Here is a 13,796-nt window from a genome sequence, read left to right on the forward strand (position 1 = left end):
GTCGGACCCTGGCGCGAGTGCGCCGGGCCCCGCGTCGTGCTACTACGTTACGCATGTTGCGCGGCGGTATCTTGACCTGGCTCAGAGGCACGGGTGGCGAAATGTAAGCGGGTAGCACGGACGGGTTCGCAGACTGTTTGAAGTCGCGATATCCCGTCCTAGCCCGGGCCGTCGCTCGCGGCGGCTAAGAGCGGCACGACCAAATCGCTAATCGGTGTAGGAATGCCGTGGGATCGACCCAACCGCTGCACGACTCCATTGCGGATGTCCCATTCGAGCGGGCGGCCAGCCTGCCGGTCGGCAAGGATCGAGGTGCCGAGGTCTGCCGGATAACTGCGGAACGCATCCAGAATCTCTTGGGGGACTTCATCGCCCAGCGTCGCACCGTCGGCTCGTGCAACCGCAAGACATTCCCGCAAATAAGCCAGAGCCAGCTCGGCAATGTCGGCTCGAGCGTACATACCGGCGCGGCGACCGGTCAGAACCATCAAACCCGCGACTGCGTTCTGCAAGAGCTTGCGCCAAGCGACCGACGTGAAATCTACCGCCGCGTCGACCGAACATCGTGTACCGCTCAAAGCAGCGACGACCATGCCGGTCTCCGGCGTGTCCGGTAGGGTAAGACGCGGTTTGCCTCGTAACTGGACCGAGCCGTCGGGTTCGCGCTGCGCAGGAAACCAAACGACCGAGGGTAGGACGGTGCCCCCCGGTACGTACGGCGCGAACTGAGCCTTCTGCTCGACGCCGTTTTGCAGTACGCAAACCACCGTTCGTTCGTCGCACAATGCGCGAAGCCAGGTTGCCGCCGTATCCACCTGTGTCGCCTTCACTGCGACAAAAACCAAGTCAAACGCGCTTTCAACCTTGGAAGGATCGGTTCTTACGGGTCCCGGCACTACGACTTCACCGCCTTCGAAGCGAAGGACCAAACGCTCGTGCGCGGAGCGGCCGAAGATCGTCGGCGTACGGCCGACTTCGTGGAGCGCCGCCGCCACCGTTGTGCCGATAGCGCCGGGTCCAATGAGGGCAATGGTCGGGTTTTCTATCATCGTCATCCTGATTGACTCGTCTCAACAGTGCTCATGGCTCATGGCTCATGGCTCATGGCGAACGTCGAAGCAGCCGGCGATCGCTGACGACGCGTGGTCCAACATCACCGATGCTGAGTGGCCACCTTCAAACCGAGCGAAATGAAAATCGTGCCGATGATCTTGCTTTGCCAGCGGCTAATCCACGACAAGCGCTTGACCACTCGCCCCAGCGGCCGAATCGATAGCACGATGAGCGTCGTATAAATCGAGCTGAGCCCAACAAAGATCAGCCCGAGCGTCGTGAATTGCACGAACGTGGACCCATGTTCGGGATGGACGAACTGCGGCATGAACGCGAGGAAAAACAGCGCCGTCTTCGGATTAAGCACTTCGGCGGGAATAGCCTGAAAGAACGCCTTCGCAGGCGTGACGGAGGCAATCTTAGGTAACGACGGGTCGCTCGGCTTCTCCATCAAGGCGCGTACGCCGAGGTAGACGAGATAGACGGCGCCTACGATCTTGACCACATTGAAGGCAAGCGCCGACGTCATCAACAATGCCGACAACCCGACCGATGCGAACAACGTGTGCACGAAATCGCCGGTCGCGACGCCGAGTCCCGTGAGGATGCCGGTCTTGCGCCCGCCTTGCACCGTTCGGCTCAGCACCAGCAGTACGGCAGGCCCGGGGATGAGAAACAGGCCGAGGACCACAGCGACGAACGTGGTCAACGTGGAAAGATCGAACATGGGGGACTCCGGTGGTCGGAACGGCGAACGGCGCCCCTAGAGCGGGGCGCCGGGCCATTCTAAACCCATGAATCGGTGTCCCGCTCTGCACGATGCACCGCTCGGCAGCATCGAATTCGACCGAAATCCGTAGGAGACCTCTCAACCGCCGTTTCCGGGCGCCAATTGCCATTGGAGGACGGGATGACTCCCATTGGCCGGTATAGCCCAAACACCGTTCTGTCCAAAGTCGTAACCGGCGAACGAAGCGGCGTTGCTCAGCTGGGCGGTCGTTAGGCCGTTGGAGGCCGGAACCGGCGTACCGCTTCCGACGCCTGGAATGAATTGGTTGGCGTCCGCGTTCCAATATACGTCACCGCCGATCGTCCCGGCGTTGGACGAAGCGAGGGTGAAGATCCCGCCAAAAGGCCCGGACACCGCACCGGTTTCGAACGACTGACGGATCGTCCCGGAATTGGAGGCCACGAGCCCGCCGGCGTTGCCGCAACCGCCGAAAGGCCCACCCGTACATCCGCTCGTCACCGTGCCGGTCTCATACGATTGGGTGATCGTCCCACTGTTGCTGTTGACGAGCCCGCCCGCCGCGCCGCAACTGAATTCGTCGCAACCGGCCGTCACGGCTCCCGTTGCATACGATTGGCTGATCGTGCCGTTGTTGGTGCTGACGAGACCGCCCGAGCTTCCCGTGGTGTTGCGCCCGCCCGCCGCATTGACTTGTCCCGATGCAAACGATCGATCGATGACGCCATCGTTCTCACCGACGAGGCCACCCACCGTCCCTGAAGTGACATTCGCCGCGCTGCTCGAGTATTCGATGTTGCCGCGATTGATGCCCACGAGGCCGCCGGCCGTCACGACGTTGCTCATGCCGAATTGATCGTTGACGCTACCGGAGGTGTTGACGTGTACGATCGTCCCATCGTTCTCGGCCGCCAAGATTCCTTCGACGCCAGCGGCCTGATTGAAATCGTCTTGTTGCATCGAGACGCTGCCGTTCACGTTCAGGTCGCGCACGACCGCGCTCTTGCCCAGCAAAGCGAACATCCCTAGCGATGCGTCCGTCCCTTGCAGCGTCAGCGAATTGATCGTGTGGCCCTCACCGTCGAATTGACCGGTGAATGCCGAGCTGGTGGTGCCGAGCTGCACGTATGAGCCATTGCTCGTGGCGCTCGCATCGATGTCTTTCCCGAGGGCATAGTTGCCCGCGAGATCGGTATTGACCTTTTCTAGATCGGCCAATGAGTTGACGAGCTTATAGCCGGTGATTTGCGTGACGAGGCCGCTGTAGGTCGGGGCGGTCCACGTTTTATTGGCGACGAGCTTGCCGGGTGTGTAGGAGCCGTTCATGTCATAGAACGCACTGACGATGCCGCGGCTTGTCGACCAATCGATCGTGCCGTAGTTTGTGACGCTACCGCCGTTGTCGAGTCCTTGCGCGTCGGCGCGCAGCGTCAAATTACCGGCGCCGCAGTTCTTCAAGTAGGCGGCCGCTTCGATCGTCAACGAGTGATAGGCGCCGAGCGTGAGCGATGCGGCGCCGACCCAGTGAATACTGGCGGCGACATCGAGTTCGCCGCTCGTGCCGTTTGTTCCCGTCGTTTGTAGGTTGATCGAAGTGCCTCGATCGAGGTTGCTTTGGAAGACAGGGGCAGCCAAGCCATCGATCGTGAAGCTAGGCGTAGTGATATTCCATTGGCTTGCTTTCACGGTCGGGCCGCCCGCGATCCGCAGCCTATCGGCAACGGTATCGACGATGCCGCCACTGCCGTCGGCGTTGTGCGCTTCGACGGTTCCATCCATCCAGACGCGGCCGGTATCGGCTACGAGCCAGACATGGCCGCTTCGCGTGGAAGTGCCGGTCGCACGGAGCACCGAATGGTTTCCGGCCAGCGCATAGATATTGCCGTCGGCGGCTTGCAGACTGATCTGCGCCGCTTCGATGTCGCCGCGATTGACGACCTTGCCGCCGCTGCCGCTTTCCACGAAGACTTGCCGGCTTGCCGCCGAGTCTTGCAACAGCACGTGGTCCCCGGCGGCAAGCTCCGTCGTGCCGTTCGGCGTGCTGATCGTGCCGACGTTATCGACTTCGTTGCTCGCGATGAGGAATACGTCGCCGCCGCTTGACGAGATCTTCCCGAGGTTGACGACGGCGCCGCTCAGCGTACCCGGCGCGTTAGAAAACGTGAGGGCATCGCCATTCATAAACGCGTCGTTATTCACGTCGAGCGTGGATGCAACGAAACGCCCGCCCGTGGAAACGACACCGCTACGACCGATGACTATGCCTTGGGGATTGATCAAATACACGCTGCCGGTGGATGAAAGCGTGCCGAGAATCGAGGAGAGGGCGCCACCCGTTACGCGGTTCAACGTCGCGCCGTTACCGTTATTGATATTGACTTGATTGCCGCTGCCGATTGAAAAGCTATTCCAATCGATGACGCCGCGAGTCGATGTTTGATTAACGGTAAGCGACGTCGCGTTGCCGTTGATCGAACCCGAACCGGCAACGAATTGCCCGCCGATCGGTAGCGGACCCGCTGCTTGAGCAAATCCCGGTACGGCAAGCGACAGTGTGACGAAGAGTGGCGCAAGCGCCGGTTGCGCCCGGCGTGAGCGCTCTTTTCTTGCTGCTTGAAGCATCGCGGTTACCCCAATTTTTTAGAAGAACGAGCGCATGCTTTTAGGCGAGAGCCCGTCAACCACTCGGCGAGTGGAATGGGCACTAGTCTATTTGTCGTATGAATTTCTTCTACCAACGGTGCCGCCAACACGGCAGTCGTTTCCGCCAAGCTGAAGTGATGAAAGCGAATCGTCGGACTGCGAAAGCAGTGGTTTAGAAATGCAAAGGGTTACGCGAGATTTGCGTAACCCTGTTCATCCATTTCTAATAATCGCGAGACGCTGCCGGTTCACCGGACGGTCGTCACGCGCTTAACGCTACGATCACCCTCCGGTCGCGGGTGCCAATTGCCATTGCAACACCGGATGAGTCGCGCCCGCCGGCATTGCCCAGACGCCGTTCTTACCGAAGTCGTAGCCGACGTACGACGAGGCCGTGCTCATCTGACTGGCGGAGAGTCCGTTCGAAGCCGGCACCGCGGTGCCGGAGCCTACGCCGCTCGTCGTGCCCGTCGTGTCCTTGTTCCAGTAGACGTCGCTCGCGATCGTGCCGCTATTCGTTACCGCGATCCCATACGCCGTCAAGAAACCGGAGGACGGCCCGGGTCCGGCCCCCGCCGCGAACGACTGGGTGATCGTCCCGTTGTTCGCGTAGACGAGTGCCCCGGCGCTGCAACTCTGATTCAAACAAGGGTTCGATACTGAACTCGTGGCGTACGACTGGGTGATCAACCCGTTGTTGGTGCCGACGAGCGCACCTGGACTCGCCTCCGTGTACCCCTTGTCTTGGCCGGGGCCGTTGCCGATTTCGAATCCTTGTACCGGGCCCGATGCATACGACTGGGAAATGAGGCCGTCGTTTTCGCCGACGAGTCCACCCAACGTTGCGCCTGTTGTAACGGTTGCGCTGCTCGACGAGCGCTCGATCGTGCCATGGTTCTGACCTACGAGGCCGCCAGCCTGCGTGTTGTCGAAGAAGATGTTGCTCGATATTATGCCGCCGATATTGCTGACGCTCCCGGACGTGCTGACGCCTACGACGGTTCCGTAGTTGTAGGCCGCCAAGATGCCTTCCACGCCGGACGCGGTACTGACGAAGTCGTAGCTCGATATGGACGTATTTGCGTTGACGTTCAAATTACGCACCACGGAGCCGGTGCCGAGCGTGTCGAATAGTCCCATCGCCAAAGGCGACCCATCCGAACCCGTGCCGAGCAGTGCTTGGATGGACAGCGAGCTGATCGTATGGCCCTCTCCGTCGAACTGCCCCGTGAATGACGAGCCTTTGCCGATTGGGACAAAGGAGCCGTCGCTCGTTGCGCTCGCATCGATATCTTTGCCGAGTGCGTAGTTGCCTGCGAGATCGGCGCCGACGTTTTCTAGATCCGACAGCGAATTGACGAGTTTATAGCCGGTGATTTGCGTCACGAGGCCGCTGTATGCCGGAGACGTCCATGAGGTATTCGCCAACATCTTGCCTGGCGTATAAGTGCCGTTCATATCGTAGAACGCACCGACGATACCGCGACTCGTCGTCCAATCGATCGTGCCGTTGTTCGTGACGCTGCCGCCGTTGTCCGTCCCTTGCGCATCGGCGCGCAGCGTTAGATTGCCGGTGCCGCAGTTCTTCAAGTAGGCGGCCGCTTCGATCGTCAACGAGTGATAGGCGCCGAGCGTAAGCGATGCCGCGCCGACCCAGTGAATGCTCGACGCCACATCGATATCGCCGCTCGCACCGCCTGCACCCGTTGTTTGTAAATTGATCGAAGTGCCTCGATCGAGGTTGCTTTGAAAGACGGGGGCGACTAAGCCATCTATCGTGAAGCTCGGCGTGGTGATGTTCCATTGGCCGGCTTTCACGCGCGGGCCGCCTGCGATCCGCAACGTAGCGGCATTCGTGTCGACGATGCCGCCGCTACCGTCGGCGTTATGGGCCTCGACCTTGCCATCCATCCAGACTCGGCCGGTATCGGCCACGAGCCAGACGTGGCCGTCTCGTGTCTTGGTGCCCGTTGCACGCAGCACCGAATGATTGCCGGCCAACGCATAGACATTCCCGTCGGCAGCTTGCAGGCTGATCTGAGCGGCTTTGATCGTGCCGCGATTGACGACCGTCCCGCCGCTGCCGCTTTGAACGAATACTTGCTGGCTGTCGGTCGAATCGTGCAAGAGCACCGTTTGTCCCGCGGCAAGTTCCGTAGTCCCGTTCGGTGTGCGAATACTGCCGACGTTATCGACTTCCTTGCTTGCGATGAGGAACACGTCGCCGCCGCTTGACCGAATTTTGCCGAGGTTGACGACGGTGCTGTTTGACGCAGCCGGAGCGCCCGAAAACGTGAGGGCATCGCCGTTCATAAAGGCATCGTTACCCACATCTAGGGTCGATGCGACGAAGCGGCCGCCGGTGGACACGATGCCGCTTCGACCGATGACGATGCCCTGCGGATTGATCAAGTAGACGCTGCCGGTGGAAGAGAGCGAACCTAAGATCGATGAAGGGTCGCTGCCTGTGACGCGATTCAACGTCGCGCCGGCGCCGTTATTAATATCGACGTGATTGCCGCTGCCGATCGAAAAGCTATTCCAATCGATGATGCCGCGAGTCGACGTTTGATTGACGGTGAGCGACGTCGCATTGCCGTTAATCGAACCCGTGCCGGCAACGAACTGGCCGCCGGTCGGTAGCGGCCCGGCCGCGTGAGCCGACACCGAGATCGCGAGCGCTGCGGCAAGCGCGAGCGGCGTCAGTGCAGGTAGAGCCTGAAAGCGTGAGCGATTCGAACGTCTAAGTCGAGCGGTCTCGAACATCGCGGTTACCCCATTTTTTGGACATGTACGAACGCCTGCCTGCCGGCATCGACGTTGCGGGCCACTCGACGAGTGGATGGGGCAAGTCTATTTATCGTATGAATTTTTACTACAGGCAGCGCCGCCAAAACGGCAGTCATTCCCGCCAAGCTGTCATCGGATCGAGCTGCCATCGCAGAATCGGGTGTCTGCCACCTGCCGGCATCGCCCACGCCCCGGTGGAGGTGAAATTCCAACCGGAGAATCGTTTTGGATCGGCCATTTGGGCGTTTGTCAGGCCGTTGGCGGAGGAGATCGCTGCGCCCGATCCGACGCCGATCGCAGTGGCGGTGGTGTCCTTGTTCCAGTACACGTCTTGAGCAATCGTGCCGTCGTTTACAGCCGCAATGCCGTAGTTCTCCGGTCCGATCGGCACGCCATCGGAATCGATGGCTTGTCCGCCCGTGACCGCGCCGGTCGAGAACGATTCACTGATCGTTCCATGGTTGACGTTCACGAGTCCCGCCGCACTGCAAGACGCGAGCATGCATGCGTTCGAGACCGCGCCCGTCGCGTACGACTGCTCGATGGTCCCGTTGTTGACCCCGACGAGACCGCCCGGGCTTCCATCGGAAGTCGGGCCGCCGGAGCCGGCGTCCTCTGCGGTTCGGACCGTGCCCGATGCATACGATTGGGCAATGAGGCCGTCGTTCTCGCCCACGAGGCCGCCGAGCATCCCGCCCGTGTTGCCGGAAGCGCTGCTCGACGAACGCTCGATCGTTCCGTGATTGACCCCGACGAGTCCGCCTGCGGTGGTGGAGTCGCCCCCGTAAATGTAGGCGTTCGCGACGACCGTGCCGGACGTGTTCACATGCAAGATCGTTCCGTAGTTATCGGCGGCCAGTATCGCCTCGATGCCGGCTGCGTTAAGCGTCGAGATATCGGCCGTGATCGATACGTTTGCGTTGACGTTCAGATCGCGCACCACCGCGCCCGCTCCCAGCGTTCCAAAAAGACCTTCGTTCACCGGCCCGGCTTCGCCGCTGATTCCCGCCACTGTCAACGCGTCGATCGTGTGGCCGTCTCCATCGAACTGTCCCGTGAACGCCGAGTTGCTGCCGATGGGGATGTATGAACCGTCGCTCGTGGCGCTCGCGTCGATGTCCCGACCGAGAGCATAGTTGCCCGAGAGATCGGTATTGACCTTTTCTAGATCGGCCAATGAGTTGACGAGCTTATAGCCTGTGATTTGCGTGATGAGGCCGCTGTAGGCCGGGGCGGTCCACGTTTTATTGGCGAGGAGCTTGCCGGGTTTGTAGCCGCCGTTCATGTCATAAAACGCACCGACGATGCCGCGACTCGCCGACCAATCGATGACGCCGTAGTTCGTCACGCTGCCGCCGTTATCGATCCCTTGCGCATCGGCACGCAGCGTCAGATTACCGGTGCCGCAGTTCTTCAAGTAGGCGGCCGCTTCGATCGTCAACGAGTGATAGGCGCCGAGCGTGAGCGATGCGGCGCCGACCCAGTGAATACTGGCGGCGACATCGATATCGCCAGTGGTGCCGCCTGCTCCGGTTGTTTGCAGACTAATTGAGGTGCCTCGATCGAGGTTGTTTTGAAAGACCGGTGCGGCCAAGCCATCGATCGTGAAGCTCGGTGTGGTGATATTCCATTGGCTTGCTTTCACGGTTGGACCACCCGCGATGCGCAACCTCGCGGCGTTGGTGTCGACTACGCCGCCGCTGCCGTCAGCGTTGTGCGCCTCGATGGTCCCGTCCATCCATACTCGGCCCGTACCGGCGACGAGCCAGACGTGGCCATCCCTCGTTTTGGTGCCCATAGCGCGCAATACGGAGTGATTGCCGGCCAATGCATAGACGTTTCCGTCGGCGGCTTGCAGACCGATCTGAGCCGCTTCGATGTCGCCGCGATTGACGACCTTGCCGCCGCTGCCGTTCTGAACGAATACTTGCTCGCTGTCGGTGGAATCGTGCAAGAGCACGGTGTGTCCTGCGGCAAGTTCCGCGGTGCCGTTCGGCGTGCTGATCGTGCCGACGTTATCGACTTCGTTGCTCGCGATGAGGAATACGTCGCCGCCGCTAGACGCAATCTTGCCGAGATTGACGACGGTGCCGTTCGATGTGCCCGAGAAGGTGAGTGCATCGCCATTCATGAACGCGTCGTTGCCGATATCGAGCGTCGATGCGACGAAGCGGCCACCAGTAGATACGACACCGCTGCGACTGATGACGATGCCCTGCGGATTGATCAAGTAGACGCTACCGGTGGAAGAAAGCGTGCCGAGAATCGAGGAGAGGGCCCCACCGGTCAGGCGGTTCAACGTCGCGCCGTTACCGTTATTGATGCTGACTTGATTACCGCTGCCGATCGAAAAGCTATTCCAATCGATGACGCCGCGACTCGACGTTTGATTGATCGTGAGTGATGTCGCATTGCGGTTGATCGAACCGGCACCGGCAACGAATTGCCCGCCGGTTGGTAGCGGACCCGCGGCATGGGCGGTCGCTGCAATGGCAACCGGCAGGACCATGACGATCGACAGTCGGACTGCAACAGCGGCGCGCGGTGAGCGGCTCGGCCGCGCGTTCCAGGAGTAACGAAGCATCGGAGCTTTCCCCCGTTTCGTAAGCGAGCCGACGTCCTCGCGCGTGAACTCGACAGGGCCACTGGACCCGTGGCATCGCTCCATTAGTCTATTGGTCAGATCAAATTTCGCTACCGTTGGCGCTGCCAACGGCGCAGTCGTTCCCGCCAACTTGCTCTTGTGAAAGGCAATCGTGGGGTGACCCGATTCGGTTGCTGGTTCGCTGTCGGATGACGCGGTTGATTTGGCATTTTGTGGCATTTAGTGGCATTATGAGTTTTCGCATCGTTCGTACCGATATTCGGCCGATTGATTCTTCCCTGCGTCCGTTCACGTCATGACCTCCATCCCCTCGCATTCGCGCGTCGTCGTCATCGGCGGCGGCATCATCGGTTGTTCGGTTGCTTACCATCTTGCGAAAGCGGGCTGGACCGACGTGACACTGCTCGAACAAGGACAGCTTTCGTGCGGCACGACCTGGCACGCGGCCGGGCTCGTCGGCCAATTGCGTGCGCAAGAAAGCATGACGAAACTGATCCGCTATTCGACACAGCTCTACGCGCAGCTCGAATCGGAGACGGGGCTCGCAACGGGCTGGAAGCAATGCGGATCGCTTTCGGTCGCGCGTACTGCGCAGCGGATGACGCAACTCGAGCGCACGGCGGCAACGGCTCGCGCCTATGGCGTCGCTTGCGAGATCGTCTCGCCCGCTCAGGCCGGCGAGCTTTGGCCGCCGATGCGTACCGACGATCTACGCGGCGCTGTCTGGCTCCCGGGAGACGGTAAAGCGAATCCCACCGATCTCACCCAGTCGCTTGCTCGCGGCGCTCGCATGCGAGGGGCGCGGATCGTAGAAAACGTGCGGGTCACAGGTATCCGTACCGACGCGGGCCGTCGGGCAACGGGCGTCTCCTGGCGCGCGAAGGACGGCACGGCCGGCATGATCGGCGCCGATATCGTCGTCAATTGCGGCGGCCAATGGGCTAAAGCGATCGGCCGGTTATGCGGCGTGACGGTGCCGCTTTTCTCGGCGGAGCATTACTATATCGTGACGGGGGCGGTACCCGGCGTGCATCCCGATCTGCCGGTCATGCGCGATCCGGACGGATTCATCTATTTCAAGGAGGAGGTCGGCGGCCTCGTGATGGGCGGCTTCGAGCCCAACGCGAAACCGTGGGGCATGGACGGCATCCCCGACGATTTCGAATTCCAATTGCTGCCCGACGATTGGGATCAGTTCGAGATCTTGATGACTCATGCACTTACGCGCGTGCCGGCGCTCGAATCGGCCGGCGTACGCAAGTTCTACAACGGCCCCGAGTCGTTCACGCCCGACAATCATTTCATCCTCGGCGAAGCGCCCGAGTTGAAGAACTTCTACGTGGGCGCGGGCTTCAATTCGATGGGCATCGCATCGGCCGGCGGCGCGGGAATGGCGCTTGCCGAATGGATCATGGCGGGGGAGCCGACGATGGATCTATGGCCCGTGGATATCCGCCGGTTCGCGCGTTTCAACGGCAACGATGCTTGGCTGCACGATCGCGTCAAGGAGACGCTTGGCCTGCACTATGCGATGCCGTGGCCGAACCGAGAGCTCGAAACGGCTCGGCCGTTGCGCCGATCGCCGCTTTACGCCGCGCTGCGAGAGCGCAATGCATGCTTCGGCGCGAAGTTCGGATGGGAGCGAGCGAATGTCTTCGCGCCGGCCGGCACAGCGCCCACCATCGAATACGACTTCGGCCAACAAAACTGGCACGCATGGAGCGGAGCCGAGCATCGCGCTTGCCGAGAACGCGTCGCGCTGTTCGATCTCACGTCGTTCGGCAAGCTCTTGATCAAGGGGCGCGACGCACAGGCGGCGCTCCAATACTTGGCCGCGAACGACGTCGCGGTGCCAGCGGGCTCGTCCGTCTATACGCCCCTGCTCAACGAACGCGGCGGGTACGAATCGGACGTCACGCTCATGCGTCTTGCCGAGGACCAGTATCTCCTTGTTACAGGATCGGCACAGGTAACGCGCGATCTCGCTTTCGTCGAGCGTCATTTGCCTCGTGAGATGCATTGCGTCGCCGTCGACGTGACGGGTCAATATGCCGTGTTGGCGGTCATGGGGCCGCACGCGCGCGCGTTGCTGCAATCCGTATCGCGCAGCGATTTTTCCGACGAAGCGTTTGTATTCGGCGCATGCAAGGAAATCGACTTAGGCTATGCCACGGTCCTTGCCGTGCGGCGCAGCTATGTGGGCGAGCTTGGCTGGGAGCTGTACGTTCCGGTCGAATTCGCGGTCGGCGTCTATGAAACGCTGCACGATGCCGGCGCGCCGTTCGGTCTCATCGATGCCGGTTACTACGCGCTGGAGTCGCTGCGTATCGAAAAGGGCTACCGGGCTTGGGGCCGAGAGCTGACGCCGGAGCGCGATCCCTTCGAAGCCGGTTTGGGATTCGCCTGTAAGCTCGATAAAGACATTGCGTTTCGTGGACGCGACGCGCTGCTCGCCAAGCGTAACCAGCCGCCTTTAAGGCGCCTAGCCGCGTTCAGTCTCGATGGCTACACCGACAAGATGCTGTGGGGAGGAGAGGCGATTTTGCGCGACGGCACGCCGGTCGGTTCGGTGACATCGGCCGCGTTCGGCCACTCGTTGGGGTGTCCCGTCGCGCTCGGCTATGTCGGCGCGCAGGGCGATCCGGTGGATAGCGCCTATCTCGCGAGTGGTTGTTATCAGATCGATGTGGCCGGAGTGCGGCTCGATGCGACGCTACATCTTAAGGCGCCTTATGAGTCGCTCGCTCGGCGCACCGAATCTTAGCGCCCGCGGGGGATAAAAAGGCCGCACCCGTCCGATGAGGGCGGAGGGGTGCGGCGAAGACACCCACGTCCGGCGTTCGAGGGCTGGGGCCGGACGCGGGCAGGGCATGGTTCGTCAGAACCTTGCCGCGAGAGACGATGCGTTTCGTTCGGGCTATCCCTTGAGCTTGACCCAAACCTTGTTGCGCAAGTCGAGCGCTTGCGGCGAGCACGCACGATAGGGACGCAGCCGCGCCTTTTGATCGGCGGGCACAGTGACGGCCGGGTCATGGATCAGCGCGGCGTTCATGAACCGCTCGGACCCGGCTATCTCGTTGTTATATCGCAGCGCATTCGATGCCTGCGCGATGATCTCAGGCCGCATCATCCAATTCACGAACCGATAGGCGGCCGCCAAGTTGTTCGCCTTCGCGGGGATGACGAGATTGTCCTGAAGCATGCGTGCGCCTTCCTTGGGGATGACGAACTTCACGGAAGACAATTGCTCGGTTGCGCGGACCGATGCGCCGTTCCAATTGTGCTGAACGATGACCTGCTTCGAGACGATGCGGTCGATCGGACCGTCGTCGCTGTAGGTCTTCACAAACGGTTTCTGCTTTTCGAGTACATCTAGCACGCGCTTCGCGTCCGCGGGTTTTTCGCTGCACTCGTCTTGGCCGAGATACCAACTCGCCGCCATATACAACTCTTCCTCGGCATCCAAATCGGCGATTTGCCCTTGCACCGCGGCCGGCGGATCGAAGAACGTCTTCCAACTATCGTCGATGCGTCCGCCCGGCACGCGCGCGCTGTCGTAGCTATAGCCCGTGATCACGATCATGTACGGCATCGCGTAGTTGCGCTGCGGATCGAACGAGGGATGACGGTATTCGGCCTTGATGTTCGCCTCGTTCGGCAGCTTCGATTTGTCGAGCTTGGTCAACAGTCCCGCGCGTGCGAGGATCGGGACGTAGTAGTCGCCGGTGATCGCCACATCGTATCCGCCCGAGCCCGCTTGCAGCTTCTGCATGAGCGACGCGTCGCTGTCGTAGACGTCGACCACGGCCTTGATCCCGGTTTCCTTTTGGAATTGCGCGAGCAGCGCAGGCGGCATGTAGTCGGGCCAGTTGCCGATATGCAGCTCGCCGGCGGCAAATGCGCGAGTGGCAGCAATCAAGCCCAATATCGCGCACAGGTATCTTTTCTTCGTCATGG

At 61.1% G+C, this 13,796-nt stretch carries 7 protein-coding genes; 1 reads left to right on the top strand and 6 read right to left on the bottom strand.

Annotated elements, in window-relative coordinates; all coding sequences use genetic code 11:
• Positions 1-158: 158 nt before the first annotated feature.
• From AB1286_RS14285 to AB1286_RS14305, 5 genes are all read right to left on the bottom strand, one after another.
• The gene (locus AB1286_RS14285) at positions 159-1,055 is read right to left on the bottom strand and encodes an oxidoreductase (protein WP_430363883.1); all 897 of its coding nucleotides are present in this window, start codon (positions 1,053-1,055) and stop codon (positions 159-161) included.
• 98 nt (positions 1,056-1,153) lie between these two features.
• The gene (locus AB1286_RS14290) at positions 1,154-1,780 is read right to left on the bottom strand and encodes a LysE family translocator (protein WP_430363884.1); all 627 of its coding nucleotides are present in this window, start codon (positions 1,778-1,780) and stop codon (positions 1,154-1,156) included.
• A gap of 141 nt (positions 1,781-1,921) precedes the next feature.
• Positions 1,922-4,423 (bottom strand): filamentous hemagglutinin N-terminal domain-containing protein, encoded by a 2,502-nt coding sequence (locus AB1286_RS14295; RefSeq protein WP_430363885.1) that lies wholly within the window; start codon positions 4,421-4,423, stop codon positions 1,922-1,924.
• A gap of 303 nt (positions 4,424-4,726) precedes the next feature.
• Positions 4,727-7,210 (bottom strand): filamentous hemagglutinin N-terminal domain-containing protein, encoded by a 2,484-nt coding sequence (locus AB1286_RS14300; protein ID WP_430363886.1) that lies wholly within the window; start codon positions 7,208-7,210, stop codon positions 4,727-4,729.
• A 136-nt stretch (positions 7,211-7,346) separates the two neighbouring features.
• Positions 7,347-9,818 carry a filamentous hemagglutinin N-terminal domain-containing protein gene (locus tag AB1286_RS14305; protein WP_430363887.1) on the bottom strand — a complete coding sequence of 824 codons (2,472 nt, stop codon included), beginning with the start codon at positions 9,816-9,818 and terminating at the stop codon, positions 7,347-7,349.
• A 316-nt stretch (positions 9,819-10,134) separates the two neighbouring features.
• Here AB1286_RS14305 and AB1286_RS14310 point away from each other — a divergent pair, with 316 nt between their 5' ends.
• Positions 10,135-12,603: a GcvT family protein gene (locus tag AB1286_RS14310; protein ID WP_430363888.1), complete on the top strand. Its 2,469-nt coding sequence runs from the start codon at positions 10,135-10,137 to the stop codon at positions 12,601-12,603.
• A gap of 153 nt (positions 12,604-12,756) precedes the next feature.
• Here AB1286_RS14310 and AB1286_RS14315 read toward each other — a convergent pair whose 3' ends face one another.
• Entirely contained in the window at positions 12,757-13,794 is a 1,038-nt protein-coding gene (locus tag AB1286_RS14315; RefSeq protein WP_430363889.1) for an extracellular solute-binding protein, read from the bottom strand.
• Between the last annotated feature and the right edge of the window lie 2 nt (positions 13,795-13,796).

The organism is Trinickia sp. NRRL B-1857 (genome assembly GCF_050470685.1).
GTDB lineage: Bacteria > Pseudomonadota > Gammaproteobacteria > Burkholderiales > Burkholderiaceae > Trinickia.

What these genes read in the sequence shown, in the direction of transcription:
- AB1286_RS14305 (WP_430363887.1), bottom strand. Translation starts at nt 9,818, where the DNA reads ATGCTTCGTTACTCCTGGAACGCGCGGCCGAGCCGCTCACCGCGCGCC.
- AB1286_RS14285 (WP_430363883.1), bottom strand. Translation starts at nt 1,055, where the DNA reads ATGACGATGATAGAAAACCCGACCATTGCCCTCATTGGACCCGGCGCT.
- AB1286_RS14310 (WP_430363888.1), top strand. Translation starts at nt 10,135, where the DNA reads ATGACCTCCATCCCCTCGCATTCGCGCGTCGTCGTCATCGGCGGCGGC.
- AB1286_RS14295 (WP_430363885.1), bottom strand. Translation starts at nt 4,423, where the DNA reads ATGCTTCAAGCAGCAAGAAAAGAGCGCTCACGCCGGGCGCAACCGGCG.
- AB1286_RS14290 (WP_430363884.1), bottom strand. Translation starts at nt 1,780, where the DNA reads ATGTTCGATCTTTCCACGTTGACCACGTTCGTCGCTGTGGTCCTCGGC.
- AB1286_RS14315 (WP_430363889.1), bottom strand. Translation starts at nt 13,794, where the DNA reads ATGACGAAGAAAAGATACCTGTGCGCGATATTGGGCTTGATTGCTGCC.
- AB1286_RS14300 (WP_430363886.1), bottom strand. Translation starts at nt 7,210, where the DNA reads ATGTTCGAGACCGCTCGACTTAGACGTTCGAATCGCTCACGCTTTCAG.